The sequence below is a fragment of the Sphingomonas endophytica genome (genome assembly GCF_014199415.1).
Lineage (GTDB): Bacteria > Pseudomonadota > Alphaproteobacteria > Sphingomonadales > Sphingomonadaceae > Sphingomonas > Sphingomonas endophytica.
The window spans coordinates 546958-571997 of the sequence record NZ_JACIJN010000001.1; the positions used below are offsets into that span (position 1 = coordinate 546958).

At 67.5% G+C, this 25040-nt stretch carries 24 protein-coding genes; 10 read left to right on the plus strand and 14 right to left on the minus strand.

Features of this window, described 5'->3' with window-relative positions; genetic code table 11:
• Window positions 1–139: 139 nt before the first annotated feature.
• The 5 genes from FHS97_RS02595 to FHS97_RS02615 all read right to left on the minus strand — a co-directional run bounded on the left by FHS97_RS02595 (window position 140) and on the right by FHS97_RS02615 (window position 3371).
• Window positions 140–748: a ribonuclease HII gene (locus FHS97_RS02595; RefSeq protein WP_184032925.1), complete on the minus strand. Its 609-nt coding sequence runs from the start codon at window positions 746–748 to the stop codon at window positions 140–142.
• Window positions 736–1563 (minus strand): bifunctional hydroxymethylpyrimidine kinase/phosphomethylpyrimidine kinase, encoded by an 828-nt coding sequence (thiD, locus tag FHS97_RS02600; protein WP_184032927.1) that lies wholly within the window; start codon window positions 1561–1563, stop codon window positions 736–738. The genes FHS97_RS02595 and thiD overlap by 13 nt, the downstream gene beginning before the upstream one ends.
• On the minus strand, window positions 1560–1784 hold the full coding sequence (locus FHS97_RS02605) for a DUF1272 domain-containing protein (protein WP_184032929.1): 225 nt from the start codon (window positions 1782–1784) through the stop codon (window positions 1560–1562). Before FHS97_RS02605 ends, thiD begins: the two co-directional genes overlap by 4 nt.
• Window positions 1785–1992: 208 nt before the next feature.
• The gene (locus tag FHS97_RS02610; RefSeq protein WP_184032931.1) at window positions 1993–2823 is read right to left on the minus strand and encodes a ferredoxin--NADP reductase; all 831 of its coding nucleotides are present in this window, start codon (window positions 2821–2823) and stop codon (window positions 1993–1995) included.
• Between the two features lie 116 nt (window positions 2824–2939).
• The gene (locus FHS97_RS02615; protein WP_184032933.1) at window positions 2940–3371 is read right to left on the minus strand and encodes a hypothetical protein; all 432 of its coding nucleotides are present in this window, start codon (window positions 3369–3371) and stop codon (window positions 2940–2942) included.
• Between the two features lie 98 nt (window positions 3372–3469).
• Here FHS97_RS02615 and uvrB point away from each other — a divergent pair, with 98 nt between their 5' ends.
• Entirely contained in the window at window positions 3470–5653 is a 2184-nt protein-coding gene (gene uvrB / locus FHS97_RS02620; RefSeq protein WP_184032935.1) for an excinuclease ABC subunit UvrB, read from the plus strand.
• A 223-nt stretch (window positions 5654–5876) separates the two neighbouring features.
• Complete coding sequence (locus FHS97_RS17600) at window positions 5877–6623, plus strand: energy transducer TonB (RefSeq protein WP_184032936.1); 747 nt, start codon at window positions 5877–5879, stop codon at window positions 6621–6623.
• 184 nt (window positions 6624–6807) lie between these two features.
• Here the strand turns inward: FHS97_RS17600 and FHS97_RS17605 are convergent, their stop codons facing one another.
• On the minus strand, window positions 6808–6939 hold the full coding sequence (locus FHS97_RS17605; protein ID WP_281391592.1) for a hypothetical protein: 132 nt from the start codon (window positions 6937–6939) through the stop codon (window positions 6808–6810).
• A gap of 10 nt (window positions 6940–6949) precedes the next feature.
• Entirely contained in the window at window positions 6950–7318 is a 369-nt protein-coding gene (locus tag FHS97_RS02630; protein ID WP_184032938.1) for a PRC-barrel domain-containing protein, read from the minus strand.
• Between the two features lie 109 nt (window positions 7319–7427).
• On the opposite strand from FHS97_RS02630, the gene FHS97_RS02635 reads away from it, so the two are divergent.
• The 7 genes from FHS97_RS02635 to FHS97_RS02665 all read left to right on the plus strand — a co-directional run bounded on the left by FHS97_RS02635 (window position 7428) and on the right by FHS97_RS02665 (window position 15358).
• Window positions 7428–7970: a hypothetical protein gene (locus tag FHS97_RS02635; RefSeq protein ID WP_184032940.1), complete on the plus strand. Its 543-nt coding sequence runs from the start codon at window positions 7428–7430 to the stop codon at window positions 7968–7970.
• Window positions 7971–8585: 615 nt separating this feature from the next.
• The gene (locus FHS97_RS02640; RefSeq protein ID WP_184032942.1) at window positions 8586–10748 is read left to right on the plus strand and encodes a TonB-dependent siderophore receptor; all 2163 of its coding nucleotides are present in this window, start codon (window positions 8586–8588) and stop codon (window positions 10746–10748) included.
• Window positions 10749–10822: 74 nt separating this feature from the next.
• The gene (locus FHS97_RS02645) at window positions 10823–11821 is read left to right on the plus strand and encodes an SDR family oxidoreductase (RefSeq protein ID WP_184032944.1); all 999 of its coding nucleotides are present in this window, start codon (window positions 10823–10825) and stop codon (window positions 11819–11821) included.
• A 200-nt stretch (window positions 11822–12021) separates the two neighbouring features.
• The gene (locus FHS97_RS02650; RefSeq protein WP_184032946.1) at window positions 12022–12549 is read left to right on the plus strand and encodes an SRPBCC family protein; all 528 of its coding nucleotides are present in this window, start codon (window positions 12022–12024) and stop codon (window positions 12547–12549) included.
• Entirely contained in the window at window positions 12546–13724 is a 1179-nt protein-coding gene (locus FHS97_RS02655; protein WP_184032948.1) for a zinc-dependent alcohol dehydrogenase, read from the plus strand. Before FHS97_RS02650 ends, FHS97_RS02655 begins: the two co-directional genes overlap by 4 nt.
• Before the next feature lie 135 nt (window positions 13725–13859).
• Window positions 13860–14645, plus strand: coding sequence for an SDR family NAD(P)-dependent oxidoreductase (locus FHS97_RS02660; RefSeq protein WP_184032950.1), 786 nt, complete (start codon window positions 13860–13862; stop codon window positions 14643–14645).
• 473 nt (window positions 14646–15118) lie between these two features.
• Window positions 15119–15358, plus strand: a complete 240-nt coding sequence (locus FHS97_RS02665; RefSeq protein ID WP_246346374.1) for a hypothetical protein — start codon at window positions 15119–15121, stop codon at window positions 15356–15358.
• 95 nt (window positions 15359–15453) lie between these two features.
• Here the strand turns inward: FHS97_RS02665 and mdoH are convergent, their stop codons facing one another.
• The 3 genes from mdoH to FHS97_RS02680 form a co-directional block, all read right to left on the minus strand.
• Window positions 15454–17256 (minus strand): glucans biosynthesis glucosyltransferase MdoH, encoded by a 1803-nt coding sequence (gene mdoH, locus FHS97_RS02670; RefSeq protein WP_184032952.1) that lies wholly within the window; start codon window positions 17254–17256, stop codon window positions 15454–15456.
• On the minus strand, window positions 17253–18743 hold the full coding sequence (locus FHS97_RS02675) for an OpgD/OpgG family glucan biosynthesis protein (protein WP_184032954.1): 1491 nt from the start codon (window positions 18741–18743) through the stop codon (window positions 17253–17255). The genes mdoH and FHS97_RS02675 overlap by 4 nt, the downstream gene beginning before the upstream one ends.
• A gap of 75 nt (window positions 18744–18818) precedes the next feature.
• On the minus strand, window positions 18819–19613 hold the full coding sequence (locus tag FHS97_RS02680; RefSeq protein ID WP_184032956.1) for a thymidylate synthase: 795 nt from the start codon (window positions 19611–19613) through the stop codon (window positions 18819–18821).
• A gap of 87 nt (window positions 19614–19700) precedes the next feature.
• Here FHS97_RS02680 and FHS97_RS02685 point away from each other — a divergent pair, with 87 nt between their 5' ends.
• Window positions 19701–19907, plus strand: coding sequence for a hypothetical protein (locus tag FHS97_RS02685; protein ID WP_184032958.1), 207 nt, complete (start codon window positions 19701–19703; stop codon window positions 19905–19907).
• 170 nt (window positions 19908–20077) lie between these two features.
• Here FHS97_RS02685 and FHS97_RS02690 read toward each other — a convergent pair whose 3' ends face one another.
• The 4 genes from FHS97_RS02690 to FHS97_RS02705 form a co-directional block, all read right to left on the minus strand.
• The gene (locus tag FHS97_RS02690) at window positions 20078–20788 is read right to left on the minus strand and encodes a class I SAM-dependent methyltransferase (protein WP_184032960.1); all 711 of its coding nucleotides are present in this window, start codon (window positions 20786–20788) and stop codon (window positions 20078–20080) included.
• An 18-nt stretch (window positions 20789–20806) separates the two neighbouring features.
• Window positions 20807–21934 carry a peptide chain release factor 2 gene (gene prfB, locus FHS97_RS02695; RefSeq protein WP_184032962.1) on the minus strand — a complete coding sequence of 376 codons (1128 nt, stop codon included), beginning with the start codon at window positions 21932–21934 and terminating at the stop codon, window positions 20807–20809.
• A 123-nt stretch (window positions 21935–22057) separates the two neighbouring features.
• Window positions 22058–24553: a penicillin-binding protein 1A gene (locus FHS97_RS02700; protein WP_184032964.1), complete on the minus strand. Its 2496-nt coding sequence runs from the start codon at window positions 24551–24553 to the stop codon at window positions 22058–22060.
• Window positions 24554–24598: 45 nt separating this feature from the next.
• Window positions 24599–24919, minus strand: coding sequence for a DMT family transporter (locus FHS97_RS02705; RefSeq protein ID WP_028965514.1), 321 nt, complete (start codon window positions 24917–24919; stop codon window positions 24599–24601).
• Window positions 24920–25040 lie beyond the last annotated feature (121 nt).

Below are 25040 nucleotides of genomic sequence, written 5' to 3' on the forward strand. Positions count from 1 at the left end.
GCGAGTCCGTCAAGAGTCGTGCGGCGAAGCGAGTCCGTGTTCCACTCGTTGTCAAGGCGGAACAAGACGAGTCCGTTTCTACATGTTGAGTCTCGGGCGACTCGACAGACTCAAGCGGTGGTGGTGTGGCCGAAACGACTCAGAACGGCAAAATGCACTGCGCGACCGGTGCGAAGCTGCGGCGGTGGAGCGGCGACGGTCCGTGCTCGCGCAACGCGGCGAGGTGCTGCGCGCTGCCATAGCCCTTGTTGGCGTGCCATCCGTAATGCGGATGTGATTCGGCGGCGGCGATCATGATCTGGTCGCGGGTGTGCTTGGCGACGATCGACGCGGCGGCGATCGAGCGGCTGTGCGCATCGCCCGAGACGATCGCGGTCGCGGCATAGCCCCAGCGCGGCAGGCGGTTGCCATCGACCAGCACATGCCCCGGCGCGCAGCCGAGCACCTCCGCCAGCCGGTCGACCGCGAGCGTCATCGCCTTCATCGTCGCCCAGTAGATGTTGAGCGTGTCGATCTCGCCGGGCTCGACGATCCCGACGCCGAACGCCGCGCAGTCGGTGAGCCGCGCATAGAGACGTGCGCGCTCGGCGGCGGAGAGCTTCTTCGAATCATCGATCCCGCGCGGGACGCTTTTGGCGGGCAGCACCAGCGCGCAGGCGACCACCGGCCCGGCGAGCGGCCCGCGCCCGGCCTCGTCCACTCCGGCGACCGGCGGTAGGCAGGCGCGCTCGTGCTTCAGGCCGGGCATCCGCGCTCCCACAGATCGAACGGTGCGTCGCCGAGCGCATGTCCCATCGGCCCATGCCCCGCCCCCAACCCCGGCGCGGCCAGCAACGCGGCGCGGACGTAGCGGATCGCGCGCGCGATCGCGGGTTCGAGCGTCAGCCCCGCCGCCAGCCCGGTCGCGATCGCACTGGCGAGCGTGCAGCCGGTGCCGTGGCTGTGGCGCGTGTCGATCCGCGGGTTGGCCCATTCGGCGATGGCGCCTTCCGCGCCGATCAACCGGTCGACCACCGTCTCGCCCTCGGCATGGCCGCCCTTGACCAGCACCGGCGCGCCGATCGTCGCGGCATAGTCGCGCGCGGCGGGCTCGACATCGACGGCATCGAGGCGCGCACGGTCGACCAGCGCCGCGAGCTCGGGAAGGTTGGGCGTGACGAGCGTGCTCATCCGCGCCAGCCGCGCAAAGCCGGCGATCGTCGCAGGATCGGCGAGCATCGCGCCACTGGTCGCGACCATTACCGGATCGAGCACGATCGGTGCGGCATACAGGCCGCTCGCCAGTTCGTCGGCGACCGCGGCCGCGATTGCGGCGCCACCCAGCATCCCGATCTTGACCGCGTCGACCCCGAGGTCCTCGACCACGCAGGTCATCTGCCGCCGCACCAGCTCCGGCGACAGCGCCGCCACCGCTTCCACGCCGCGCGTATTCTGCGCGGTGACGGCGGTGATCGCAGTCATCGCGTGGCCGCCCAGCATCGTCACGGTCTTGAGATCGGCCTGTATTCCCGCGCCGCCGCCCGAGTCCGACCCGGCGACGATCAGGACGCGCGCGATCGTCATGAGGGGAAACGCCGCTCGGCGGCGGCGGGGTATGTCTTCAGCGTCTTGCCGACCCGCGCTGGCCGGTCGAGCAATTCGCCGCCGCAATTCGGGCAGGTCTCGTCGAGCGCGTCGGCGCAGTCGGCGCAGAAGGTGCATTCCATCGAGCAGATGAACGCACCCCCTTCGTCGGCCGGCAGGTCCACGCCGCAACGTTCGCAATCGGGTCGCATGTCGAGCATGGCAGGCGTTTAGCGTTCCGTGCGCGATTCCACCACCGTCCGTTCCCCTGAGGAGAGCCTGATCTTGTCGAAGCCTCGTCTCGAGGGGTCAGCGCGCCAACCGTACTTCGAGACGATGATCGGGTCAGGATGCTTAGGGCATGTTCACCCGATCATTTCGACAGGCTCAATGCCTCCTCAGCACGAGCGGTGGTGAATCACCCCTTCTTCAGTCCACGAACGCCCGCTCGATGACGAACTGCCCGGGGTTGGCGTTCGAGCCCTCGGTCAGCCCGAGATGTTCGAGCATCGACGCGATCTCGCGGATCATCGCGGTCGAGCCGCACAGCATCACGCGATCGGTCTCGGGATCGAAGCGCGGCTCGCCCTCCAGCCCCTCGAACAGGCGTCCGCTTTCGATCAGCGCCGGGATGCGGCCGGTGGTGTGGAAATCCTCGCGCGTGACCGCGGGGACGTAATGGAAGCGCGTCGCCGCATCGTCCGCGACCAACGGGTCGTCGGCCAGCCGCGCGCTGAGTTCGTCGTGGAAGGCCAGATCGTTGACGCGGCGCACGCCGTGGACGATCACGACCTGGTCGAACCGCTCGTACACGTCCGGGTCGCGCGCGACGCTGAGGAACGGCGCCAGTCCGGTGCCGGTCGACAGCAGGAACAGCCGCTTGCCGCCGAGCAGCGCGTCGAGCACCAAGGTGCCGGTCGGCTTCTTGCCGAGATAGACCTGATCGCCCGGCTCCACCGCCTGCAATCGCTCAGTCAGCGGGCCGTCGGGCACCTTGATCGACAGAAACTCCAGCTCCTCCGCCCATGCCGGGCTGGCGATCGAATAAGCGCGCATCACCGGCTTGGCGGGCTTGTCGTCGGTGCCGCCCTCACCGGGCAGGCCGATCATCACGAATTCGCCGGAGCGAAAGCGGAACGACGCTGGGCGCTCGACCGCGAAGCTGAACAGATGCTCGTTCCAGTGGCGCACCCATTTGACCGCCACGCTGTTGAAGGCGGTCGATTCAGGGATAAGCACTGGCGCACGCAGGTCGGTCATCGGCGATCCGGTCTGATATGAGGATTTCTTGCGAATGGCGCGCATTATGTTGCGGCGCGGGAAGGGTCAACCATAGCTGGGCTTGGGTGCGGGCAAGATGGCGCGGGCGGCGCGGATCAGTCGCGCTGGGCCAGCGGCGCCTGGACGAAGCGCAGCGCCACCCATTCCGCGGCGGTCGCGAGATCCTCGGCGATCCGCGGCGCGCCGCTGTCGGCGACCAGGGTCGCGGCGATCCGGCGCGCTGCTGTGCCGTCGCCGTCCAGCGCGGCGGCGAACATCGCCAGCATCGTCGCCTCGGCATCGGTGACGTGTTTCGCGCCCGGCATCCCGAAGTGGAGCCAGCGCAGCGCGTGCGCGTCGAGCAACGCCATCAGCTTCGTAAAGTCGGGTAGCGCCGCCATCACCCCGCGCCAGCCGAACCCCGGCGCCAGCGCTGCGCACGGACAGCGTCCGGCACGCGCCGCGGCGGTCCATTGCCGCATCGCGCCGGTAAGGAAATGAAAATGCTCATCGAGGTTCGGCGGCAGTCGGTCGAGGAAGCGGTACATGGATCACCTCGATTTGCGATTGCCTCGCAGTAGCCGAGACGGAACACACCGTCAACGCGCCCTTTCGCTGCGCGGCGGGTGCGCCCATATTGCCGCGCATGGCGATCCAGATCCGTACCAACCTTGCCGAGCCCGAAACCGATGCGGCGTTCGTCCCGCACCGTCCCGCCCGTCCGCAAAAGGTCGAAGGCGGCAGGACGTTCAAGCTGGTCAGCGAATATGAGCCATCGGGTGATCAGCCGACCGCGATCCGCGAGCTGGTCGACACCGCGCGCGCCGGCGAGAAGGATCAGGTGCTGCTCGGCGTTACGGGCTCGGGCAAGACCTTCACGATGGCGAAGGTGATCGAGGAAATGCAGCGCCCGGCGCTGATCCTCGCCCCCAACAAGATCCTCGCCGCGCAATTGTACGGCGAGTTCAAGTCTTTCTTTCCTGACAATGCCGTCGAATATTTCGTCAGCTATTACGATTACTATCAGCCCGAGGCCTATGTCCCGCGCTCCGACACCTATATCGAGAAGGAGTCGAGCATCAACGAGTCGATTGACCGGATGCGCCACTCCGCGACCCGGTCGCTGCTCGAACGCGACGACGTGATCATCGTCGCCTCGGTATCGTGCCTGTACGGCATCGGCTCGGTCGAGACCTATTCCGCGATGATCTTCGATCTGAAGAAAGGCCAGAGCGTCGATCAGCGCGAGATCGTCCGCAAATTGGTCGCGCTGCAATACAAGCGTAACGACGCCGCGTTTCAGCGCGGCAATTTTCGCGTAAAGGGCGACAATCTCGAAATCTTTCCCTCGCACTATGAAGACAGCGCGTGGCGCGTGTCGTTCTTTGGCGACGAGATCGAGGAGATCGTCGAGTTCGATCCGCTGACCGGCAAGAAGTCGGCGAGCCTGGGGTCGATCCGCATCTACGCCAATTCGCACTATGTCACCCCCGGCCCGACGATGAAGCAGGCGACCGAGGCGATCAAACACGAGCTGTCGGAACGGCTCAAGGAGCTGGAGATCGAGGGCAAGCTGCTCGAGCGCCAGCGGCTGGAACAGCGCACCAATTTCGACCTCGAGATGATCGCCGCGACCGGCAGCTGCAACGGCATCGAGAATTACAGCCGCTTCCTGACCGGACGCCTGCCCGGCGAACCGCCGCCCACTTTGTTCGAATATCTTCCGGAAAACGCGCTGCTGTTCGTCGACGAGAGCCACCAGACGATCGGCCAGATCAACGGCATGTCGCGCGGCGACCACCGGCGCAAGATCACGCTCGCCGAATATGGCTTCCGCCTGCCCTCGGCGATCGACAACCGTCCTTTGCGTTTCAACGAATGGGACGCGATGCGCCCGCAGACCGTCTGCGTCTCGGCGACGCCGGGCACGTGGGAGATGGAACAGGCCGGCGGTGTCTTCGCCGAACAGGTGATCCGCCCGACCGGGCTGATCGACCCGCCGGTCGAGATCAAGCCGGTCGAGGAACAGGTGCAGGACCTGATCGTCGAATGCGGCAAGACCACCGCGCTCGGCTATCGCACGCTCGTCACCACGCTCACCAAGCGGATGGCCGAGGATCTGACCGAATATATGCACGAGGCGGGGATCAAGGTCCGCTACATGCACTCCGACGTCGAGACTTTGGAGCGGATCGAGCTGATCCGCGACCTGCGGCTGGGCGTGTATGACGTGCTGATCGGGATCAACCTGTTGCGCGAGGGGCTCGACATCCCCGAATGCGGGCTGGTCGCGATCCTCGACGCCGACAAGGAGGGCTTCCTGCGCTCCGAGACCTCGCTGATCCAGACGATCGGGCGCGCGGCGCGCAACGTCGACGGACGCGTGATCCTCTATGCCGACCGCATCACCGGCAGCATGGAGCGCGCGATGAACGAGACCGCGCGCCGCCGCGAAAAGCAGGAGGCGTACAACCGCGAACACGGCATCACCCCGACGACGATCCGCCGCAGCATCGGTGACATCATCGCGCATGTCGCGTCGAAGGATCAGGTGACGGTCGAGATTGACGAGGACCGTCCGCACATGGTCGGCCACAATCTGCGCGCGTATATCGAGGAGCTGGAGAAGAAGATGCGCAAGGCCGCGTCCGATCTCGAGTTCGAGGAAGCCGGGCGGCTGCGCGACGAGATCCGTGCGCTGGAGCAGGAAGAGCTGGGGCTGCCGGTCGAGCAGCAGAAGCTGCCGCTGATGGGGCGCAGCAACGAGGGCAAGCCGGGGACGCGCAAGACGCGCTTCGGCAAGACGCAGCGGAAGTTCGGGAAACGGTAGAGGCTTTCCCGTCACCCTCATCTCAGGGTCACTCCGGCAAAGGCCGGGGTCCAGTCGCGGAGCGCCTGAAGAAGAAGCGGAACGGCCGCTGCGCATAGTGCGGCGACGTTACCCAACTGGGCCCCGGCGTTCGCCGGGGTGACGTGAGAGAGGTGGGTTAAGGCGCAAAGGCGAGTGATCTCAATCACTCCCGGTTCAGCCACCCGCCCCTATATCCCACACCATGTACGCGCAGCCTCCCCGCGAGCGGATCGGTCCGGCCATCGCCGCCGCGGCGGTGTGTGCGGCGCTCGGCTGGACGCTGTTCGTCGGGTTGGCCGGCGCGCCACTCGCACAACGCGTCGAGGAGGGGCTGGCGGTGTTCCGCATCGCGACCCCGCCGCCACCGCCGGTCAAGGTGGTGCCAAAACGCACGCACACGTCACGCCCCTCGGGCCGCGCCGCCCCGCCCAACATCCGCTCGCAGGCCACGCAGATCGCCGCCCCGACGCCGATCGTCGTGGTGCCGCTCCCCCCGCCGCCGATCACGGTCGCGCTCAAGCCGTTCGCGGGCAACGAGGCAACGCAGGGCGCGACCAGCAAAGTCGGGCCGGGCACCGGCGCGGGTGGCGTCGGCGACGGAACCGGGAGCGGCGGCTGGGGCGATGGCGACGGTGGCCCGGGCGACGAGACGCCGCCGGTCTGGAAGCGCGGCCGCCTGACCGACGCCGATTACCCCCGCGACCTCGGCGACGCGGGCTTTCAAGGCACGGTAGCGGTCAAGTACCTCGTTTGGAGCGACGGCCGCGTGCGCGACTGTCACGTCACGAAGAGCAGCGGCAATGCGACGCTCGACGCGACCACCTGCCGACTGATCCAGCGCCGCTTCCGTTACGACCCGTCGCGCGATGCCGAGGGCCGCCCGGTGCCGGCGTGGATCGTCGAGAACCACGAATGGATCATCGTGGCGGAGCCCTCGGCTGGCCAGTGAGGCCGTCATCCCGGACCTGGTCCAGGATCCCTCTTCTTGTTCGATCGCGTTGATCGACCCGGCACACTACCGTCATTGCGAGCGGAGCGAAGCAAGCCAGTGCCGGACCAGCACGCCGTGTATCGCTCCGCTCGCAATAAAGAACGATTTATTTCCTTTCCCCGATCACGTCCGGGGCGGTGGCTCAGCGCTTCTCGGCCGGCTCCGCATCGGTGGTCTGCGGCGGCGGCGAGCTGTTGCCCTTGTCGGGTGCATCCGGATCCGTCAGCAGTTCCTCGACCGCTTCCTGGACGTCGTTTTCCTTACGCTCGCTCATGGCTCACTCCTCATGCGACGTTGAGATTTTCGCCCTGCACCTGATAATAACTGGCGACGCGATCGGCATACGCCTGATCGAAGATCGGCGCGTTGTTCGCCCAGCTCGGGCCGCCCTCCAGCAGGCGACGGTCGATCGTCACGACATAACGATCCCGCACCGGATCGAATTGCAGCAACGAAAACGGCAGCGGGTAATAGCTCTTGCCCATGCCGAGAAAGCCGCCGAGGCTGAGCACTGCATGCGTTGCACGCCCGGTCGACTTGTGCACCATGAACGCCTGCACGGTGCCGAGATGATCGCCGTCGCGCGTGTCGACCTTCATCGTGTCGCTGAGGGTGGACTGCACCAGGATCTGGGTCGGCGCGTCGTCGGCCATCGCGGATACTCCTATGTTAAGCGATCTCGCGCGGTGAACCGTCATCCCGGTGCGGCGGTTCCGGGTACGGCGGTTGAGCGCGCGGCGGCGATCCGCCATAGCGTCGCGGGTGACCCGCTATCTTTCCCCGCTTCCGCTCGCGCTGCTGGTGCTGGCGAGCGCCGCCTGCGTTCCGCGCGCCGCACCGCCGGCCCCGGTCGCGCCCGCCCCGACGCCGACGCCGGCGCCTGCACCGGCACCGCTCCCCGCACCGACGCCGGTCGCCGACTGGCAGGACTGGCCGTGGACGCCGGGTGCGTGGCGCTACACGCGCGCGCCCGCCGGCCCAATCGCCCGCTATGGCGTGACCGGGCAGGCACCCGCGGCGGAGCTGCGCTGCGACCGCGCCGCGCGCGCGCTGCTGCTCTCGCGGCCGGGGAACAGCGCGATGCCCTTCACGATCCGCACGAGCGCGATGTCGCGCAGCGTCGCGACGCAGCTCGCCACCGGGGCGATCCCGCAGGTTGTGGCGCGTTTCGCGCTCGACGACAGGTTGCTCGATGCGATGGCGTTCACGCGCGGGCGCTTCACGATCGAACAGCCGGGCACGCCGCCGCTGGTGCTGCCGCCCTGGGCGGAAGTCGGCCGGGTGATCGAGGATTGCCGCGGCTGATCCACTGTGGCGAACCGGGGCGCGAAGTCTGGAATGTTCGTCCAGAACCGGACGCATTACAAGCCTTGTATCGCATCCGCATTCGTCTCACATAACGGATGCGGCTTACGCGGTCGCAACTGTTATCAACCAGCGAAAGGAGGTGATCCGATGTCTCATGGTTCAGCAATGGGGTCGGTTCAGTTCGTTCGGGAGATGCGCTTCTAGGACTCGCTGCCCCGCTGCGGGAGGATGCTTCCTCCCTTCAACGTAGCGGGACCGGCGTTTTCTGGAGGCCAACATGGTCTCCCGGGCTGGAGCTCTCCGGCCGCTGACCATGTCAAGGGGTTGTCGGGCGTCCGTTCGCGGGCGTTCGGCAACCTCTTCTCATGTCTGGTGTGTGGCGCGCGTTCGTTACGGATCGTCGGCCCTGCGCAGGCAGGGACCCATGTCTCTATCGTGAGGCGGACCAGCTGACACAGCAGGTCGGCCGCCGATGTCACCGTGCGCTGCACGGCACAGACATAGGCTCTTGCCTGCGCAGGAGCGACAGCACAACAATAGCCCGGCGACGACAAAGGTTATTGATACTCACTCGCACTGTCGATAAAGGCCCCTGCATTCAAAGGGGTCTCCATGTCCGTCCGTCATTCCAGCAGCTTCCTCACCCTCGCCGTCCTGCTCGCCGCCACGTCGGCGGCGGCGCAGCAGCGTAGCGACACCACCACGCCCGACGACGTGATCGTGACCGGCCGGCAGGCGCCCGACCTCGCCAGCGCCGGCACCAAATCGGCGCTGCCGCTCGCCGAGACCGCGCAGTCGATCACCGTCGTCACCGGCGACCAGATCGAGGCGCTCGGGCTCCAGAACCTCAACCAGGCGCTGCGCTTCGTCGCGGGCGTCACCCCCGAGACGCGCGGATCGAGCGCCGAGGTCTACGACCAGTTCAAGCTGCGCGGCTTCGACGCGCCGGTGTTCCTCGACGGGCTGAAGCAGTTCGGCAGCACCACCGGCTATGCGATCCCGCAGGTCGACGTGTCGCGACTGGCGCGCTTCGAGGTACTCAAGGGCCCGGCCTCGACGCTCTACGGCCAGTCGAGCCCGGGCGGGCTGATCGCGCAGTCGAGCAAGCTGCCGGTCGACCTGCCGCTCTATGGGTCGGTCGCGGGCACCTATGGCGAGTACGACCTTTATCGGGTCGATGCCGATGTCGGCGGCAGCACCAGCGACGTGCTGTGGCGCGTCTATGGCAGCGCGAACGGCAGCGACACGCAGCAGCGCTTCGCCAGGCGCGAGCGGCAGACGGTGTCGGGCGCGGTGACGATCGGCAACGGCTCGCGCACCACCTTCACCCTGCTGGGCACCTATTCGCACGATCCGCACAACGGCGCCTATGGCGTCTTCCCGGCGCTGGGCACGCTGGTCGACAACCCCAACGGCAAGCTTTCGACGCGCTTCGACGGTGGCGAGGCGGGCAACCGCTACCAGCGCGAGCAGGCGGCGGGGACGTACATCTTCACGCACGATTTCGGCGGCGGCTGGCGCTTCCGTTCGTCGGGCCGTTACCAGAACGTCACCGCGCAGCTTGGGCTCGTCTATGTCAGCGGCACGCCGGTGGCGGGCAGCACGCGCGTCTACAATCGTGCCAGCTATGCGACCGACGAGGAACTGAACAACTGGACCTATGACAATCAGCTTGCCGGGATCGTGCGCACCGGGCCGGTGACGCACCGGCTGTTGTTCGGCGTCGACCGGCAGGTCGCGCATTCGACCGAGGACGGCAAGTTCGGGACCGGGACTCCGCTCGACGTCTACAACCCTGTCTATGGGACGATGACGGTTCCGCGGACACCAGGCCAAGTGCCGGGCGACCAGAGTCGGTTCAACCTGACAGCGCGGCTCCGTCAGCAGGGCATCTATGCGCAGGACCAGATCGAGGTCGGCGCGCTGCGCGTCACGCTCGGCGGCCGGCAGGACTGGGCATGGAGCCAGCAGAACGGCGGCATCCCGAAGAAGGACGACAGGTTCACGTGGCGCGCCGCGGCGCTCTACACCCTGCCCTTCGGTCTCGCGCCCTATGTCAGCTATTCGACCTCGTTCGAGCCGCAGTCGTCGACGGTCCGGCGCGGCGATGGGACACTCGGGATCGCCGACCCGTCGTTTGGCAAGCAGATCGAGGCCGGCGCGAAGTTCAGTGTGCCCGGCACGCCGATCCTGCTGTCGGGCGCGTGGTTCCGCATCGACCAGACCAATGTCGTCACCTCGACCCCCGATTTCTCGATCTCGCGCCAGACCGGCGAAGTGCGCTCGACCGGTGTCGAGTTCGAGGGCAGTGCGCCGCTCGGGCTCGGCTTTACCGCCCGCGCGGCGTACAGCCGCCAGCGCGTCCGCGTGACCAGCGACCCGCAGGACCCGTCGCGCGTCGGGCGCGGGCTGGAGACGGTCGGGCGCGGCGGCGCGTCGCTGATCCTCGACTGGGCGCCCGAGCGCGGCACCTTCCACGGCTTCGCGCTGGGCGGCGCGGTGCGGCATGTCGATGAGGTCTATGCCGGCGTCTATACCCCGCCCGAGAACCCCGCTGCCGCCGCGCCGCTCAACAGCCCGTCCTACACCGTCTATGACGCGTGGGCGCGGTTCGATCTCGAGCGGCTGAGCCCGTCGCTCAAGGGGCTGACCGCTTCGGTCAACGCCTCCAACCTGTTCGACAAGACCTATATCACCTCGTGCTTCGCCAATTACGCGTGGTGCTGGTACGGCAACCGCCGTGTCGTGCAGGGGACGATCGCCTATCGTTTCTGACCGCGATCAACGCGATACCGGTGAACCTCTGATCGTCCCGCCCGTTCGCGCCCGGATACCGGGAGATTTGCGACATGGACGATCAGGGCACCACGCGCCGCACCATCTTGGGCGGCGCAGCCGCGGCCGGACTTACCTTCGGCGGCGCGGCCAGCGCAGCGGCACAGGCCGGCGCAGGTCCAGCCGCTCCGGTGCCGCTCCGCGATCCGCGGACGAAATACACCAGCCAGCCCTTCCCCGAGCAGCGCCAGCCCTGGCCCGCGCTGCAGGGCGAGATGACCCCGCGTCCCGACAGCGGCGAGACCAGCTATCGCGGCTCGGGCCGGCTGACCGGGCGCAAGGCGCTGGTAACGGGCGGCGACAGCGGGATCGGCCGCGCCGCCGCGATCGCCTTCGCGCGCGAGGGCGCCGACGTCGCGATCAATTACTATCCGACCGAAGAGCCCGACGCGCGCGAGGTCAAGGCGCTGATCGAACAGGCCGGGCGCAAGGCGGTGCTGCTCCCCGCCGACATTCGCACCGAGAAAGCCTGCACGAAGCTGGTCGCCGACGCGGTGCGCCAGCTCGGCGGGCTCGACCTGCTCGTCAACAACGCCGCCTATCAGCAGAGCAAGGCCGACATCTCCGAAATTAGCGACGAGCAGATGGTCCGCACGTTCGAGACCAACATTTTCGCGATGTTCCGCATCGCCAAGGCGGCGATCCCGTCGATGCCGCCGGGGTCGGTCATCATCAACACCGGCTCGGTCAACAGCTACGACCCCGGCGAGGAATTGCTCGATTATGCCAGCACCAAGGGCGCGATCCTGATCTTCACCAAGGGGCTCGCCAAGCAGCTCGCCAAGAAGGGCATCCGCGTCAACATGGTCGCGCCCGGCCCGATCTGGACGCCGTTGCAGGTCGCGGGCGGGCAGTTGCCGGGCAAGATGGGTGAGTTCGGACAGGACACGCCGCTGGGCCGTGCCGGCCAGCCTGCCGAACTGGCGCCGCTTTATGTGGCGCTGGCGGAGGACGGCACGAGCTTCTCGACCGGCACTGCGGTCGGCGCGCACGGCGGCAAGGGGAACCCGTAACCACGTCGTCATTCCCGCGAAGGCGGGAATCCAGACGCGCAGGTTCATCGCTAGAAGCGCAGACCTCGAAGGTTCTGGATCCCCGCCGCGCGGGGATGACGGTGAAGCGGCAACCTCACTGACCCAGATCAACGCACGGCTTTTCCACGGAACGCCCTCCCCCGACCGGCCATTGACGGCGCGACAGGAAAGGAGCCGCCATGGCCGATGACGCCCCGCTCGCCGCCGCCAAACACGACAAGCCGACCGCGCTTGCCGCCCGCGCCGTCACGATCAACCAGCCCGTCGCCGAAGTCTACTCACGCTTCCGCGACTTCGCCGCCTGGCCCGCGTTCATGGAGAATGTCGTGCGAATCGACGTGCATGACGAACGCCGCTCGCACTGGGTCGTCAAGGCGCCCGGCGGCAGCAATGTCGAATGGGACGCCCGCATCACCGAGGAGGTCCCCGGCAAGCTGCTCGCCTGGGAAAGCGAGCCCGGCGCGGAGATCCCCAACCGCGGTTATGTCGAGTTCCGCGACGCTGGTGCGCGCGGCACGGTGATCGTCGCGACGATCGACTATGACCCGCCCGCCGGCGTGATTGGCAAGGTGATCGCCAAGATGTTCCAGCGCGAGCCCGCGATCCAGGCGCGCCGCGACCTGCGCCGTTTCAAGCAGCTGCTGGAAACCGGCGAGATCGCCACCCCCGCGATGAACGCCAAGCAATTCGAGGAGATGGGGCTGTGAAAGCGATCGCCTGGCACGGCAAGCACGATGTCCGCGTCGATACCGTCGACGATCCCGGCATCGTCAACCCGCGCGACTGCATCATCAAGGTGACCTCGACCGCGATCTGCGGCTCGGACCTCCACCTCTACGACGGTTACATCCCGACGATGCAGTCGGGCGACATCCTTGGCCACGAATTCATGGGCGAGGTGGTCGAGGTCGGCGCGAAGTCGACGCTCAAGAAGGGCCAGCGCGTCGTCGTGCCGTTCACGATCTCGTGCGGCAGCTGCTATCATTGCACCAAGCAGCAATTCTCCGCGTGCGACAACGGGCTGCCCGCCGACAATCAGGACATCGCGCAGGAGCTGTACGGCCAGCCGATGGCCGGGCTGTTCGGCTATAGCCACATGACCGGCGGCTATGCCGGGGGTCAGGCCGAATATGTCCGCGTGCCGTTCAGCGACGTCGGCCCAATCGTGATCCCCGACGGGGTCGAGGACGACAAGGTGCTGTTCCTCTCCGACATCCTGCCGACCGGCTGGATGGCGGCGGAGAACGCGGACATCGAACCCGGTGATACGGTTGCAGTATGGGGCTGCGGCCCGGTCGGGCTGTTCGCGATCCAGTCGGCGTTCCTGATGGGCGCGGAGCGCGTGATCGCGATCGATCACTTCCCCAACCGGCTCAAGCTGGCCGCGAAATTCGGTGCGGAGACGATCAACTTCGAGGAAAGCGCGGTCTATGAGGCGCTGATGGTAATGACCGGCGGGATCGGCCCCGATGCGGTGATCGACAGCGTCGGGCTGGAGGCGCACGGCTTCTTCGTCGACAACGTGCTGGACCAGATCAAGGTCTCGACCTTCACGGGCACCGATCGCGCGCATGCCAACCGGCAGGCGATCATCGCGTGCCGCAAGGGCGGGCGCGTCTCGATGCCGGCGGTCTATGGCGGGTTCGTCGACAAATGGCCGCTCGGCGCGTTCATGGAAAAGGGGCTGACGCTCAAGACCGGGCAGACCCATGTCCAGCGCTACCTCCCCGCGCTGCTGACCGCGATCCTCGAGGAGAAGATCGACACCACCTTCCTCATCTCCCACCGCATGCCGCTGGAGAAGGGGCCGGAGGGATACAAGATGTTCCACGATCAGCAGAATGACGTGACGAAGATCGTGCTCAAGCCGGGGATGATGTGAAGCGCACGACCGCCCCCAACCGTCATTTCCGCGCGGGGAGGAATCCAGACGCGCAGGTCCTCGTAAGAGCCGAGACGTCAGCGGTTCTGGATTCCCGTCTGCGCGGGAATGACGGGCCATATTTGGAGAGACATGATGCCCAACAAATTCGCGATCATCACCGGCGCCTCGACCGGCATCGGTTTCGAACTCGCCTCGCTCGCGGCGAAGGACGGCTATGACATCCTCGTCGTCGCCGACGAGCCGCTGATCGACGCCGCCGCCGCCGACTTCAAGCAATTCGGCACCGAGGTCACCTCGGTCGAGGCGGACCTGTCGACGATCGACGGCGTCGACCGACTGCTCGCCGCCGCAGGGGATCGACCGATCGACCTGCTCTGCGCCAATGCCGGCAAGGGGCTGGGCCGCGGCTTCCTCGATCAGGACGTCGCCGACTGGCGGCGCGTGGTCGACACCAACATCACCGGCACGCTCTACCTGCTCCAGAAGGTGCTGCGCCAGATGACCGAACGGCATCAGGGCAAGGTGCTGGTCACCGGCTCGATCGCCGGGTTCATTCCGGGGAGCTTCCAGGCGGTCTACAACGGCACCAAGGCGTTCGTGGACTCCTTCACCGATGCGCTGCGCGACGAGCTGAAGGACCATGAAGGAATCACGCTGACGACGCTGATGCCCGGCCCGGTCGACACCGAATTCTTCGACCGCGCCGACATGATGGACACCGACGTCGGCACTTCGGACAGCAAGTCCGATCCCGCAAAGGTCGCGCAGGACGGCTGGGACGCGCTGATGGCGGGCAAGCATTCGATCGTGTCGGGCTGGAAGAACAAGCTGCAGGTCGCCGCCGCGCACATCCTTCCGCCCGAAGTCACCGCGCACCAGCACCGCAACATGGCCGAGCCGGGCACGGCCAAGAAGTAACCGCCGCCCGGACCTGGCCGGGGCTCGCACCTCCTTTATCGGCAGGGGGGAGCGCTGGTCCCGGACTAGCTCTGCGGCGAGGACCCCGGCGTTCGCTGACGGCTGGCCGGACAAGTGTCCATCTCCGGACTGCTGTTCCGCGATTTGGTCCGTTGAAGTGCAGCGGGCGAGCACGCCAGCGTCCTGCATCGCCCGCACGATGACGCACCGCACAGGCCCGGTTACGCCCGCCACCCACGACATCATGACATCTCGTTGCAAAGCGCGGACGCTTCGTCAGAACTTCCGGCGCCGGCGATCAGGAGCATCATGACTCGATCGTGACCGAGGCGGGTACGAGACGATGAACACGCCTGCAGCTTGATCTCCGTTTAAACCCAAATCGGCGACTTTTCGTCGCATTGTAATATTACTGCCGTTGCATGATGCGGTGCGGCGTGAGAGTAGCCGCTGGCCCTGAGGGAGATGGAAGTATGAAGAAGTTTCTGATGGCGGCTGCGGTCGCGTCGCTCGCCACCGTTCCGGCGGTTGCGGCTCCGGTCAACTCGGCTGCGAGCCTTTCGGTCGCCAAGGCGGCGCGTGCGTCGGCTCCGACCGCCAAGAAGAACGAGCTGGCCGGTGGCGGCCTGATCGTTGCAGCGGTTGCGGCGGCGGCGGTGATCGCCGGCATCATCATCATCGCCGACGATGGTGACGATTCGGACAGCAACTGAGCTGTTTTGAGCTGAGGAAGGGGGGAGCGGCCGCAGCGTCGCTCCCCCCTTTTCCATGTCCGCCGTCGCCCGGTGCGACGACGACGAGCGCCAGATTAACCCGCCGCGACCGCGGGCACCGGCGGCGGTGGATCGCGCCCGGCATCGGTGACGAATACGCCCGCGCGCGCGGCGCGCGCGCCCCAACGTTCGCTGGCGGTCCATTGTACGATCAACGGTGACAGCAGCAGCCCGGCGGTGACCGGCGACAGCCACAGCGCCGCAGCGGGCATCAGCGGCGACAACGCCAGCAACAATGCCCCGACCAGCACATGCCAGCGGTACCGCGGCAGGATCGCCGCCATCGGCAAGCCGTCGACGCGGCGGTTCTGCGCATGCCACTCGGCCTTGCGCTGCGTGGCGATGCCGATCAAGTCGATCGTCTGCGTCAGCGCGATCCCCGGCGCGGCGAGCGTCGACAGCGGCACGTCGACCAGCACCGAGCGCAGGATGCTCGCCGCCCCGCCCAGTGCGCGGCGACGCTGCGCGTCACCCAGCGCATGGATAATGCCGAGCAGCTTCGGCCCGAACAGCAACGCCAGCGTCAGTTCGAGCACCATCCCCGATGGATCGCCCGACATCAGCCCCGGCTCGCCGCGCACCGCCTGCACCACGCTGACCGCGATCAGCAGCAGCCACAACGGCGAGGCGAGATAGCCCGCCGCCCCCAGCAGCAATTGCAGCCGGTTGATCCAGTGAAAGCCCGAGGCGCCGAGCAGCGCCATATGCTGGAGGTTGCCCTGCGCCCAGCGCCGGTCGCGCACCCCGGCATCGATCAGCGTCGGGGGATATTCCTCGAACGTCTCCTCGGTCATTACCATGTGCACGCGCCAGCCGCGCCGCCGCAGCAGCGCCGCCTCGACGACGTCATGGCTCATGATCGTCCCCCCGAACGGTGGTGCGCCGGTCAGCACCGGCAGCCCGCAACTGTCCGCAAAGGCGCGCACGCGGATCAGCGCATTATGCCCCCAGAAGGTCGCCTCCGCACCCGACCACCATACCAGCCCCGCGGTGGCGGCGGGGCCGTAGATGCGGCTGGAGAATTGCATCCAGCGCTGGAACAGCGTCGACGCGCCGATCACCTGCGGGACGGTCTGGAGCAGCGCCACGGCGGGGCGGCGGTCCATGATCTGCGTCATGCCGACGATCGTCTCGCCGCCCATCAGGCTGTCGGCGTCGAGCATCAGCATGTAGTCATAGGCCGCGCCGTGCGCGCGCAGCCAGTCGGCGATATTCCCCGGCTTGCGCCCGACATTCTCGACGCGACGGCGGTAATAGACCGCGCAGTCGCTCCGCGCCGCCAGCGCCTGCCATGCCCTCACCTCGCCGGCCTCGTTTTCGGCCGCGGAATCGCTGAGGATGAAGAAGTCGAACGCCGCGCAGCTGCCGGTGCGCGCCAGCGCGTCGGCCATCTGCCCGAGCCGCCCGCACACCTCGTCGATATCCTCGTTGTGCACCGGCATCAGGATCGCGGTCCGCCCCTTGAGCGGCTCGGACCAGCGCGGCATCGGCGTGAAGCCGGGATGGAGCCCGGTCGCCAGCACGATATAGCCGACCACGGTGTTGATGAACCCGAAGGCGAGCAACGCGAACAATGGGAAGAACACGGTTAGCAACAGCATGTCGCTGACCGTAAGACCATCGGTCAGCACCGATTCCTTGAGCGTCGTCGACGCCGCGAGCGCCAGCACCAGCGTCAACAGCACCAGCAACGCACGTCGCGCGAAAATGTCCGCGCCTGATCCAATTGCGCCATCGAACGGCTCCGGTGCGCGGCCGGGCGGCGGCGGGCCATCGAAGCGCTGCTCGGGCATGTCGAGCGGCGCGGGTGCCGGCAATCGTGGGTGTAGCTCACTCATGATCGGTAGAGCGGCATCAGCAGCGTCTCGCTAAGCGTGGCATTGCCGCGCTTCAGGAACAGCCGCACGTCGGCGGGACCGTCGCCTTCCGGCGCGACATCGGCGATGACGCGCCAGCGGTTACGCTGGCCGACGACCGGATAAGCGGCGCTCTCCAGCAGCTTGCCGCGTGCGATCGCGATCTCGGCGCTGACCCCGCTCTGCCGCGTCAGCCCGGCCAGCCCGTCGCCGACGAAATCCGCGACCAGCTTCACCGCGCCTGCGATCGCCTCGCCGCCCGGCCGTCCGGCGCTGCCGGTCCAGCTGTCGACGACATGCGCGACGCGGTCGCGCGTCGGATCGTCCCCACCCCAGGTCAGCCGATAGTCATAGGCGAGCCGCTGCCCGGCGCGCACCGCCGCACCCGGCGTCCAGAAGCACACGACATTGTCGGTCGTCTCGCCCGCGGTCGGGAAAGCGTACAGGATCACGCGCCCGCTGCCCCATTGCCCCTGCGGCTCGATCCACAGGTTCGGTCGCCGGTCGTAGAAGGCGCCATCGTCCTGATAATGGTCGAAGTTGCGATCGCGCTGCAGCAGCCCGAAGCCGCGCACGTCATCGGCGGCGAAGCTGTCGGTGGTCGGCTGCGCGGGATTGCGCAGCGGGCGCCACACACGCTCGCCACCGGCGGTACGGATCGCAAGCCCGTCCGAATCGTGGATCTCGGGGCGCCAGTCGGCGGCGGTCTTGTGCCTGCGGTCGTCGTACCAGAACATGCTGGTCGCGGGTGCGATCCCGAGCCGCGCGACCGGCTTGCGCAGGAACAGCACCGACGAGACATCCTGTACGACCGCCATGGGATGCCGCGACACGAAGCGATACGCACCGGTCAGGCTCTCACCGTCGAGCAGCGCATAGATCGTGTACCCGCCGTCGCCGAGCGGCTCGATCCAGAATTCGGTGAAGACCGGAAACTCTTCTTTCTCCAGCCCGGTGTCGATCGCGATGCCGCGCGCCGACAGGCCGTATTGGTCGAGCGCGCCGGCCGAGCGGAAATAGGACGCGCCCATATAGGCGAGCCAGTCGCTGTCCTTGCCCTGCTCCATGACGCGAAAGCCCGCGAAGCCCGGCGCAGGTTTGACGCCCGGCTTGGTCTCGAACAGCGACGGCGCATATTCCACGCTGGTCGCGCGACCATTGGCGACGACGTTGAGCGTGACCGGCACGGGCGCATATTTGCCGAGCGGGAACGGGCGGATACCACCGGCCAGCGTCTTGTCCGCACGGTAACGTATGCCGCCGACCGCGTCATAATCGAGCGCGGCAGCAGCGGCGACCGGCGGCACCGCGCGATACGGTTGCTTGGCAAGCGCCTCGGCACGTTGCTGAAGCATCGCCCAGGAAAAGGGCGTCGAACTGCCCGCGCGCGCTTGCGCCCGGGCCAGCGCCGGCCAGAGCGCCGCAGCGCCCGTCGCCAGCATCGCATCGCGTCGGCTGATTTTCGTCATGGCTGCGAAACAAGCTACGCGGCCGATTGTTGCAACGCAAAACGCCCGCGACGCACCGCCGCGTGCGCGCGACGATCAGACCGAAACCGCCGCCTTGATATGCGGCTGCGCCTCATAATTGTTCAGCACGAAATCCTCGGGTTCATAGGCGTCGATCGACGCCGGCCGCCGCGCGAGCGTCAGCGTCGGCAGCGCGGTCGGGGTCCGCGCCAGCTGCGTCTCCGCCTGTTCGAGATGGTTGAGGTACAGATGGCAATCGCCGCCGGTCCAGATGAACTCGCCGACCTCCAGATCGCATTGCTGCGCCAGCATGTGCGTCAGCAGCGCATAGCTGGCGATGTTGAACGGCACGCCGAGGAAGATATCCGCCGAGCGCTGATACAATTGCAGCGACAGCCGCCCGTTGGCGACATGCGTCTGGAACAGGCAATGGCACGGGCTGAGCGCCATCGCGTGCAGCTCGCCGGGATTCCAGGCGGTGACGATCTGCCGCCGCGACGCCGGGCGCGTGCGGATCTCGTCGATCAGCGCGGCGATCTGGTCGATGTGCCGCCCGTCGGCCGCCGCCCAGTCGCGCCATTGCTTGCCATAGACCGGGCCGAGATCGCCGTTTTCGTCGGCCCATTCGTCCCAGATGCTGACCTTGCGTTCCTGCAGCCAGCGGACGTTGGTGTCGCCGCGCAGGAACCACAGCAGCTCGATGATGATCGAGCGCAAATGGAGCTTCTTGGTGGTGAGGACCGGAAAGCCCTGCGCCAGATCGAAACGCATCTGATGCCCGAAGACGCTGAGCGTGCCGGTGCCGGTCCGGTCGTCCTGCCGCGCGCCCGAATCGAGCACGCGGCGCATAAGGTCAAGATATTGCTGCACGGGCTGGGTGGTAGCGCGGGCCGGCGGGTCGCGCCACCATGCGGCATGTGATAAGGATGACGTTGCGTTGACGAACAGGAGGTGCGGATGCCGGTCAAGGATCTGAAAGGCCCACCGCCGCGCGATCCGCGCGAGATCGCGCGGACCTTCGAGCTATTCGTTCGCCTGAACCCGGAGCTGGACTGGTGGCCCCGCTGGCGCAACGGTGGCGGTGACGCTGACGCGGTCGAGCCGGCGCCGGCACGACCGCCATCGCTTGACGATGGCGCAGGTGCGGCGATGCCCAAGGAATGAGTTGTCATTGCGAGCGGAGCGAAGCAATCCAGAGCGTCCTGGTCCGGCACTGGATTGCTTCGCTGCGCTCGCAATGACGGACTTGGCGAGCCTCTCGACCCTCGATTCCTGCCGCGTAGAACAAGAAGACGGCGAGATCCCGGATCAAGTCCGGAACGACGGCGTAATCCTTACTTCATCCGACACGCAACGATCTCCGCCGGATCAGGCCGCCGCCCCGCCGCACGGAACGTCGCGAGATAGCCACCCGCCGACCGCAATTCCCGAAACCCCACCTGCGCATAGCCGACCGCCGCGAACTCGCAGCGCAGCAGCCGCGGCGGGGTGCCGTGCTGCTCGGTCGGCCGGTCGGCGTCGACCACCACCACCAGCCCGTCGCGCCGCAGCGAGGGGCGCATCCGCCACAGGAATTCATACGGCTGCTCGATCTCATGATACATATGCACCATGAAGATCCGGTCGAAGCTGTTGTCGGGCAGCCGCGGATCGGCGGGCATCCCTAGCCGCACGCTGACATTGTCGAGCCGCTCGCGCGCGACGCGCTCGGCCAGCGCCTCGTGCACCGCCGGCACGACATCCTCGGCGAGCACCCGGCCGTTCTCGCCGACCCGCGCCGCCAGCCGGATCGTATAATAGCCCTCGCCCGCGCCGAGATCGGCGACCGTCATCCCCTTGCGGATGTCGGCAAGGTCCATGACGCGCCCGGCCTCACCGAGCCGGTCGCGCGTTTCCTCGTTCGACCAGCGCGGCGAGACGATGTTCGCGATCGGGCGGTCGGCGGCCGGGAACGGTCCCGGCTCCTTGGTCTTGTGCTTGATCAGCGGCTGTGACCCGTCGCACGCCGCCAGCAGCAGCAACGCCACCGCGCTCACGCGGAACACAGGCGCGCGCCCTGCCACTTAGTCGACGTCTTCCACGACGACCGCCTCGCCGCTGACGCGCTGCGACAGCGCCGCGGCCATGAACTCGTCGAGCTCGCCGTCGAGCACGTCGCCCGGCGAGGTCGAGGTCACGCCGGTGCGCAGGTCCTTCACCAGCTGGTACGGCTGGAGCACGTAGCTGCGGATCTGGTGACCCCAGCCGATGTCGGTCTTGGTGGCGTTCTCGGCATTGGCGACCGCCTCGCGCTCGGCGAGCTCACGCTCGTAGAGCCGCGCGCGGAGCTGGTTGTACGCCTCGGCCTTGTTCTTGTGCTGCGAGCGCTGGTTCTGGCACTGCACGACGATCCCGGTCGGCAAGTGCGTGATGCGCACCGCGGAGTCGGTGGTATTGATGTGCTGCCCGCCCGCGCCCGACGCGCGATAGGTGTCGATGCGCAGGTCGCTCTCGTTGATCTCGACCTCGATATTATCGTCGATCACCGGATAGACCCACACGCTTGAAAAGCTCGTGTGGCGACGCGCTGCGCTGTCGTACGGGCTGATCCGCACCAGCCGGTGAACGCCCGATTCGACCTTGGCATAGCCATAGGCGTTCTCGCCCTTGACCAGCAGCGTCGCGCTCTTGATCCCGGCCTGCTCGCCCGCGTGATAGTCGATCAGTTCGACCTTCAGCCCGCGCCGCTCCGCCCAGCGCGTGTACATGCGCTGGAGCATCTCGGCCCAGTCCTGGCTCTCGGTGCCGCCCGCGCCGGCGTTGATCTCGATATAGCTGTCGTTGGCATCGGCCTCGCCCGCCAGCAGCGCCTTGACCTTGTCGGCCTGCGCGCGATCGGCGAGCGTCTTGAGCGCGCCGACGCCCTCGTCGGCCATCTCGGCGTCGCCCTCCGCTTCGGCCATCTCGATCAGCTCGACCGTGTCCGACAGCTCGCGCTCGATGTCGCGGGTCGCGGTGATCGCCTCGTCGAGCCGGCGACGCTCACGCATCACCGCCTGCGCTTCCTTGGGATTGTTCCACAGCGCCTGATCCTCGACGCGCGCGTTGAGCTCGTCGAGGCGACGCAACGCGCGGTCCCAGTCGAGGAAGCGGCGCAGCAGCGCCAGCGCCTCGTTGATGCTGTCGACATGGGCCTGCGCTTCGGCGCGCATAACTTTACTCCAAGGTCACGCCGCGCCGGCCAAAAGCGAAATCCCGACCGGCACGAGCAAGGCTGCGTGACCGGGGGATCCCGGCGGATGGCTGGGACGACGAAAAAACGTTCTGGCGACGACTTAGTAGATGCCCCCCTGCCTCTGCAAGAAGTCGCTGTCGCTGGCGGTGGTGCCGGTGGCGCTCGCGCTGGGGCGGGCCGAGGGGGCGGCGGCCGGCGCCGTGCGGCGCGCGCGGCGCGCCTCGCTCTGCGGCTTAAACGCTTCCCAGATCACCGCCGGCTTGGGATCGCTGTCGGTCGGGAAGGTGCCGAACACCGGCCGCCCGCTCGCCCGGTCGATCCGCACCATGCGGATCCCCGGCGGCGCGCGGAACGGAATCGCGGGCATCCCTGCATAGGCCTTTTGCGCCCATTCCTTGAACACCGGCACCGCCACCGTCCCGCCCTGCGCATAGCCGCCCAGACTGCGCGGGCTGTCGAAGCCCATGTAGAGCCCGGCGATCATCTGCGGCGTGCCGCCGATGAACCACACGTCGGTGGGGCCATTGTTGGTGCCGGTCTTGCCGAACATCGGACGGTTGAGATCGCGCAGGCCCGTCGCGGTGCCGCGCTGGATCACGCCCTCGGTGATATGCACCATCTGATAGGCGCTCATCGCGTCGAGCACCTGCCGCCCGCCGGTCGCCGGTCGCGGCATCGCGCGGCCGTTCCAGTCGCGCGCGTTGCAGCCGTCGCACGCGCGCCAGTTCTCGGGCCAGATCACCTGCCCGTGCCGGTCCTGCGCGACGTCGATCAGCGACGGATCATGCCAGCGTCCCCAGTTGGCGAGCACGCCGTAAGCGTTGACCATCTTGGTCACGGTCGTCTCGCCGGCGCCCAGTGCGTAGGAGAGATAGGGCGAGTAATCGCCGACGCCCATGGCCTTGATGAGCTTCGTGACGCGCCCCATGCCGGTCTGCGCGGCGGTGCGCACCGTCATCAGGTTGCGCGACTGCTCGATGCCCCAGCGCATCGTGTGCGGCCCCGCCCCGCGCGAATTACCGAAGTTGCGGAAGCATTTCTGCCCCAGCCGCGCGCCTTGGTCGACGCAGAACGGCCCGTCGACGATGATCGACGCCGGGGTCATGCCGTTTTCCAGCGCCGCCGAATAGACGATCGGCTTGATCGTCGAACCGGGCTGGCGGAATGCCTGGGTCGCGCGGTTGAACGACTGGACGCTCGACTCGAACCCGCCCTGCATCGCGAGGATCCGCCCGGTCGCCGGCTCCTGCACCACGAATCCGCCGGAGATGCGCGGTACCGAGCGGAGCGCGAACCGCCCCGCCCCGCTCGGCGCCACCGCGATGATGTCGCCGGGCTTGATCGCGGCGAAGGCCGCCCCGCCCTGATTGCGGACCGGCATCTGCGCCGCGTCGCGCGCCATCGTCCCCGTCGTCCCGTCCGCAAAGCCCAGTCGCCACGCGTCGCCGTCACGCGCGATCGCGATCGCGGCGCGCCAGTTTTCGTGGTCGAGCATGATGTTGGTGCCGATCAGCGGCCCCTGCCACCGATCGCCCTCAAGATCGATGTGCCGCAGCGGCCCCGACCAGCCGCGCCCGGCGTCGAAGCGCAACAGGCCGTTGCGCAGCGCCTCGGCGGCATATTGCTGGATACGCTTGTCGAGCGAGGTGCGCACCCACAGCCCGCCGGCATAGACGCTGTGTGGCCCGTCCTCGGACTGTTCACCGAATTTCGCGATCAGCTCGCGGCGCACTTCCTCGACGAAATAGCCGCCGACGCGCTCGAACTTGGGCGTGCGGTGTGTGATCGCGCCGATCGGCTCGGCGGCGGCGGCCTGCGCCTGCGCCTGCGTGACGAAGCCGTTCCTGACCATCTCGCGCAGCACGTAGTTGCGCCGCTCTAGCGCGCGATCGGTGTCGCGGAACGGATCGTAGTTCGACGGCCCCTTGGGCAGGATCGCCAGATAGGCGAGCTGCCCCAGCGACAGCTCGTTCAGTTCCTTGTCGAAATAGGCGTGGCTCGCCGCCTCTACGCCGTAGGCGTTCCGCCCGAGGAAGATCTGGTTGAGGTACAGCTCGATGATCTGCGGCTTGGTCAGCGTCTCCTCGATCTTATACGCCAGCAACGCCTCGCGGATTTTGCGAGTCGGGGAATATTCGTTGCCGATCAGCAGGTTCTTCGCGACCTGCTGCGTAATGGTCGAGCCGCCGCGTGCGCGCTGCCCGCTGCCGAACTTGCGCGCATAGTCGAACACCGCGCCCGCCAGCCCTGGGAAGTCGACGCCGTGATGCTCGAAGAACGTCTTGTCCTCGGCGGCGAGGAACGCCTTCACCAGCAGCGGCGGATATTCGTTGTACGACAGCTCGACGCGGCGTTCGCGCGCGTAGGAATAGATCGGCGCACCGTCGGCGCCGCGCACGTTGGTCGGCAGCGGCGGCTCATAGGCCTTGAGCTTGTCGACCGACGGCAGGTCGCGCGCGAACACCAGCCAGAAGACGCCGAGCGCGATCGCCAGCAGCCCCAGCAGATAGGTGCCCCAGCGCACCCACCAGCGGCGCCACAGCGCGCGGGGGGAGATACGCCGAACAGGCACGGCAGCGGTCGGATCGGAAGCCATGTCGGTTTCGGCGTGTACGGTCTCGCCCGCCAAACGGCAACTCGCTCAGGCCGGCGCGAACAGTTTCGTGCCGACGACCCCGACGATGATCAGCGCGATGAACCCGATCTGCGCGGGCGCGAGCTTCTCGCCGAACAGGAACACGCCGAAGATCGTGACGCCGACCGCGCCGAGCCCGGTCCACACCGCATAGGCGGTCCCCGCCGGCAATCCGCGCATCGCCATCGCCAGCAGCCCCATGTTGACGAAGCTGAGCGTGATCGGAACCGCCGATGCCAGCCACGATCCTTGCGTGGCGGCCCATTTGAGGCTGAGCGCCCAGACGATTTCGGTGACCACGGCGACGCCGAGGATGAGCCACGCCATTGCGGGGATCTCCTTGATTGCGGGCTCGATTGAGGAAGCGCAGCGGCCGGAAACCCGTAAGAGGCGTGCGCGGCGGGTCGGTTAGGCGCTGATCGTTCGCGAGTCTACCCCCGCCCCGTCC

What these genes read in the sequence shown, in the direction of transcription:
- FHS97_RS02700 (WP_184032964.1), bottom strand. Translation starts at nt 24,553, where the DNA reads ATGGCTTCCGATCCGACCGCTGCCGTGCCTGTTCGGCGTATCTCCCCC.
- FHS97_RS02610 (WP_184032931.1), bottom strand. Translation starts at nt 2,823, where the DNA reads ATGACCGACCTGCGTGCGCCAGTGCTTATCCCTGAATCGACCGCCTTC.
- FHS97_RS17605 (WP_281391592.1), bottom strand. Translation starts at nt 6,939, where the DNA reads ATGAGCGAGCGTAAGGAAAACGACGTCCAGGAAGCGGTCGAGGAACTG.
- uvrB (WP_184032935.1), top strand. Translation starts at nt 3,470, where the DNA reads ATGGCGATCCAGATCCGTACCAACCTTGCCGAGCCCGAAACCGATGCG.
- mdoH (WP_184032952.1), bottom strand. Translation starts at nt 17,256, where the DNA reads ATGAGTGAGCTACACCCACGATTGCCGGCACCCGCGCCGCTCGACATG.
- prfB (WP_184032962.1), bottom strand. Translation starts at nt 21,934, where the DNA reads ATGCGCGCCGAAGCGCAGGCCCATGTCGACAGCATCAACGAGGCGCTG.
- FHS97_RS02660 (WP_184032950.1), top strand. Translation starts at nt 13,860, where the DNA reads ATGCCCAACAAATTCGCGATCATCACCGGCGCCTCGACCGGCATCGGT.
- FHS97_RS17600 (WP_184032936.1), top strand. Translation starts at nt 5,877, where the DNA reads ATGTACGCGCAGCCTCCCCGCGAGCGGATCGGTCCGGCCATCGCCGCC.
- FHS97_RS02685 (WP_184032958.1), top strand. Translation starts at nt 19,701, where the DNA reads ATGCCGGTCAAGGATCTGAAAGGCCCACCGCCGCGCGATCCGCGCGAG.
- FHS97_RS02605 (WP_184032929.1), bottom strand. Translation starts at nt 1,784, where the DNA reads ATGCTCGACATGCGACCCGATTGCGAACGTTGCGGCGTGGACCTGCCG.
- FHS97_RS02640 (WP_184032942.1), top strand. Translation starts at nt 8,586, where the DNA reads ATGTCCGTCCGTCATTCCAGCAGCTTCCTCACCCTCGCCGTCCTGCTC.
- FHS97_RS02615 (WP_184032933.1), bottom strand. Translation starts at nt 3,371, where the DNA reads ATGTACCGCTTCCTCGACCGACTGCCGCCGAACCTCGATGAGCATTTT.
- FHS97_RS02675 (WP_184032954.1), bottom strand. Translation starts at nt 18,743, where the DNA reads ATGACGAAAATCAGCCGACGCGATGCGATGCTGGCGACGGGCGCTGCG.
- FHS97_RS02705 (WP_028965514.1), bottom strand. Translation starts at nt 24,919, where the DNA reads ATGGCGTGGCTCATCCTCGGCGTCGCCGTGGTCACCGAAATCGTCTGG.
- FHS97_RS02645 (WP_184032944.1), top strand. Translation starts at nt 10,823, where the DNA reads ATGGACGATCAGGGCACCACGCGCCGCACCATCTTGGGCGGCGCAGCC.
- thiD (WP_184032927.1), bottom strand. Translation starts at nt 1,563, where the DNA reads ATGACGATCGCGCGCGTCCTGATCGTCGCCGGGTCGGACTCGGGCGGC.
- FHS97_RS02630 (WP_184032938.1), bottom strand. Translation starts at nt 7,318, where the DNA reads ATGGCCGACGACGCGCCGACCCAGATCCTGGTGCAGTCCACCCTCAGC.
- FHS97_RS02665 (WP_246346374.1), top strand. Translation starts at nt 15,119, where the DNA reads ATGAAGAAGTTTCTGATGGCGGCTGCGGTCGCGTCGCTCGCCACCGTT.
- FHS97_RS02595 (WP_184032925.1), bottom strand. Translation starts at nt 748, where the DNA reads ATGCCCGGCCTGAAGCACGAGCGCGCCTGCCTACCGCCGGTCGCCGGA.
- FHS97_RS02650 (WP_184032946.1), top strand. Translation starts at nt 12,022, where the DNA reads ATGGCCGATGACGCCCCGCTCGCCGCCGCCAAACACGACAAGCCGACC.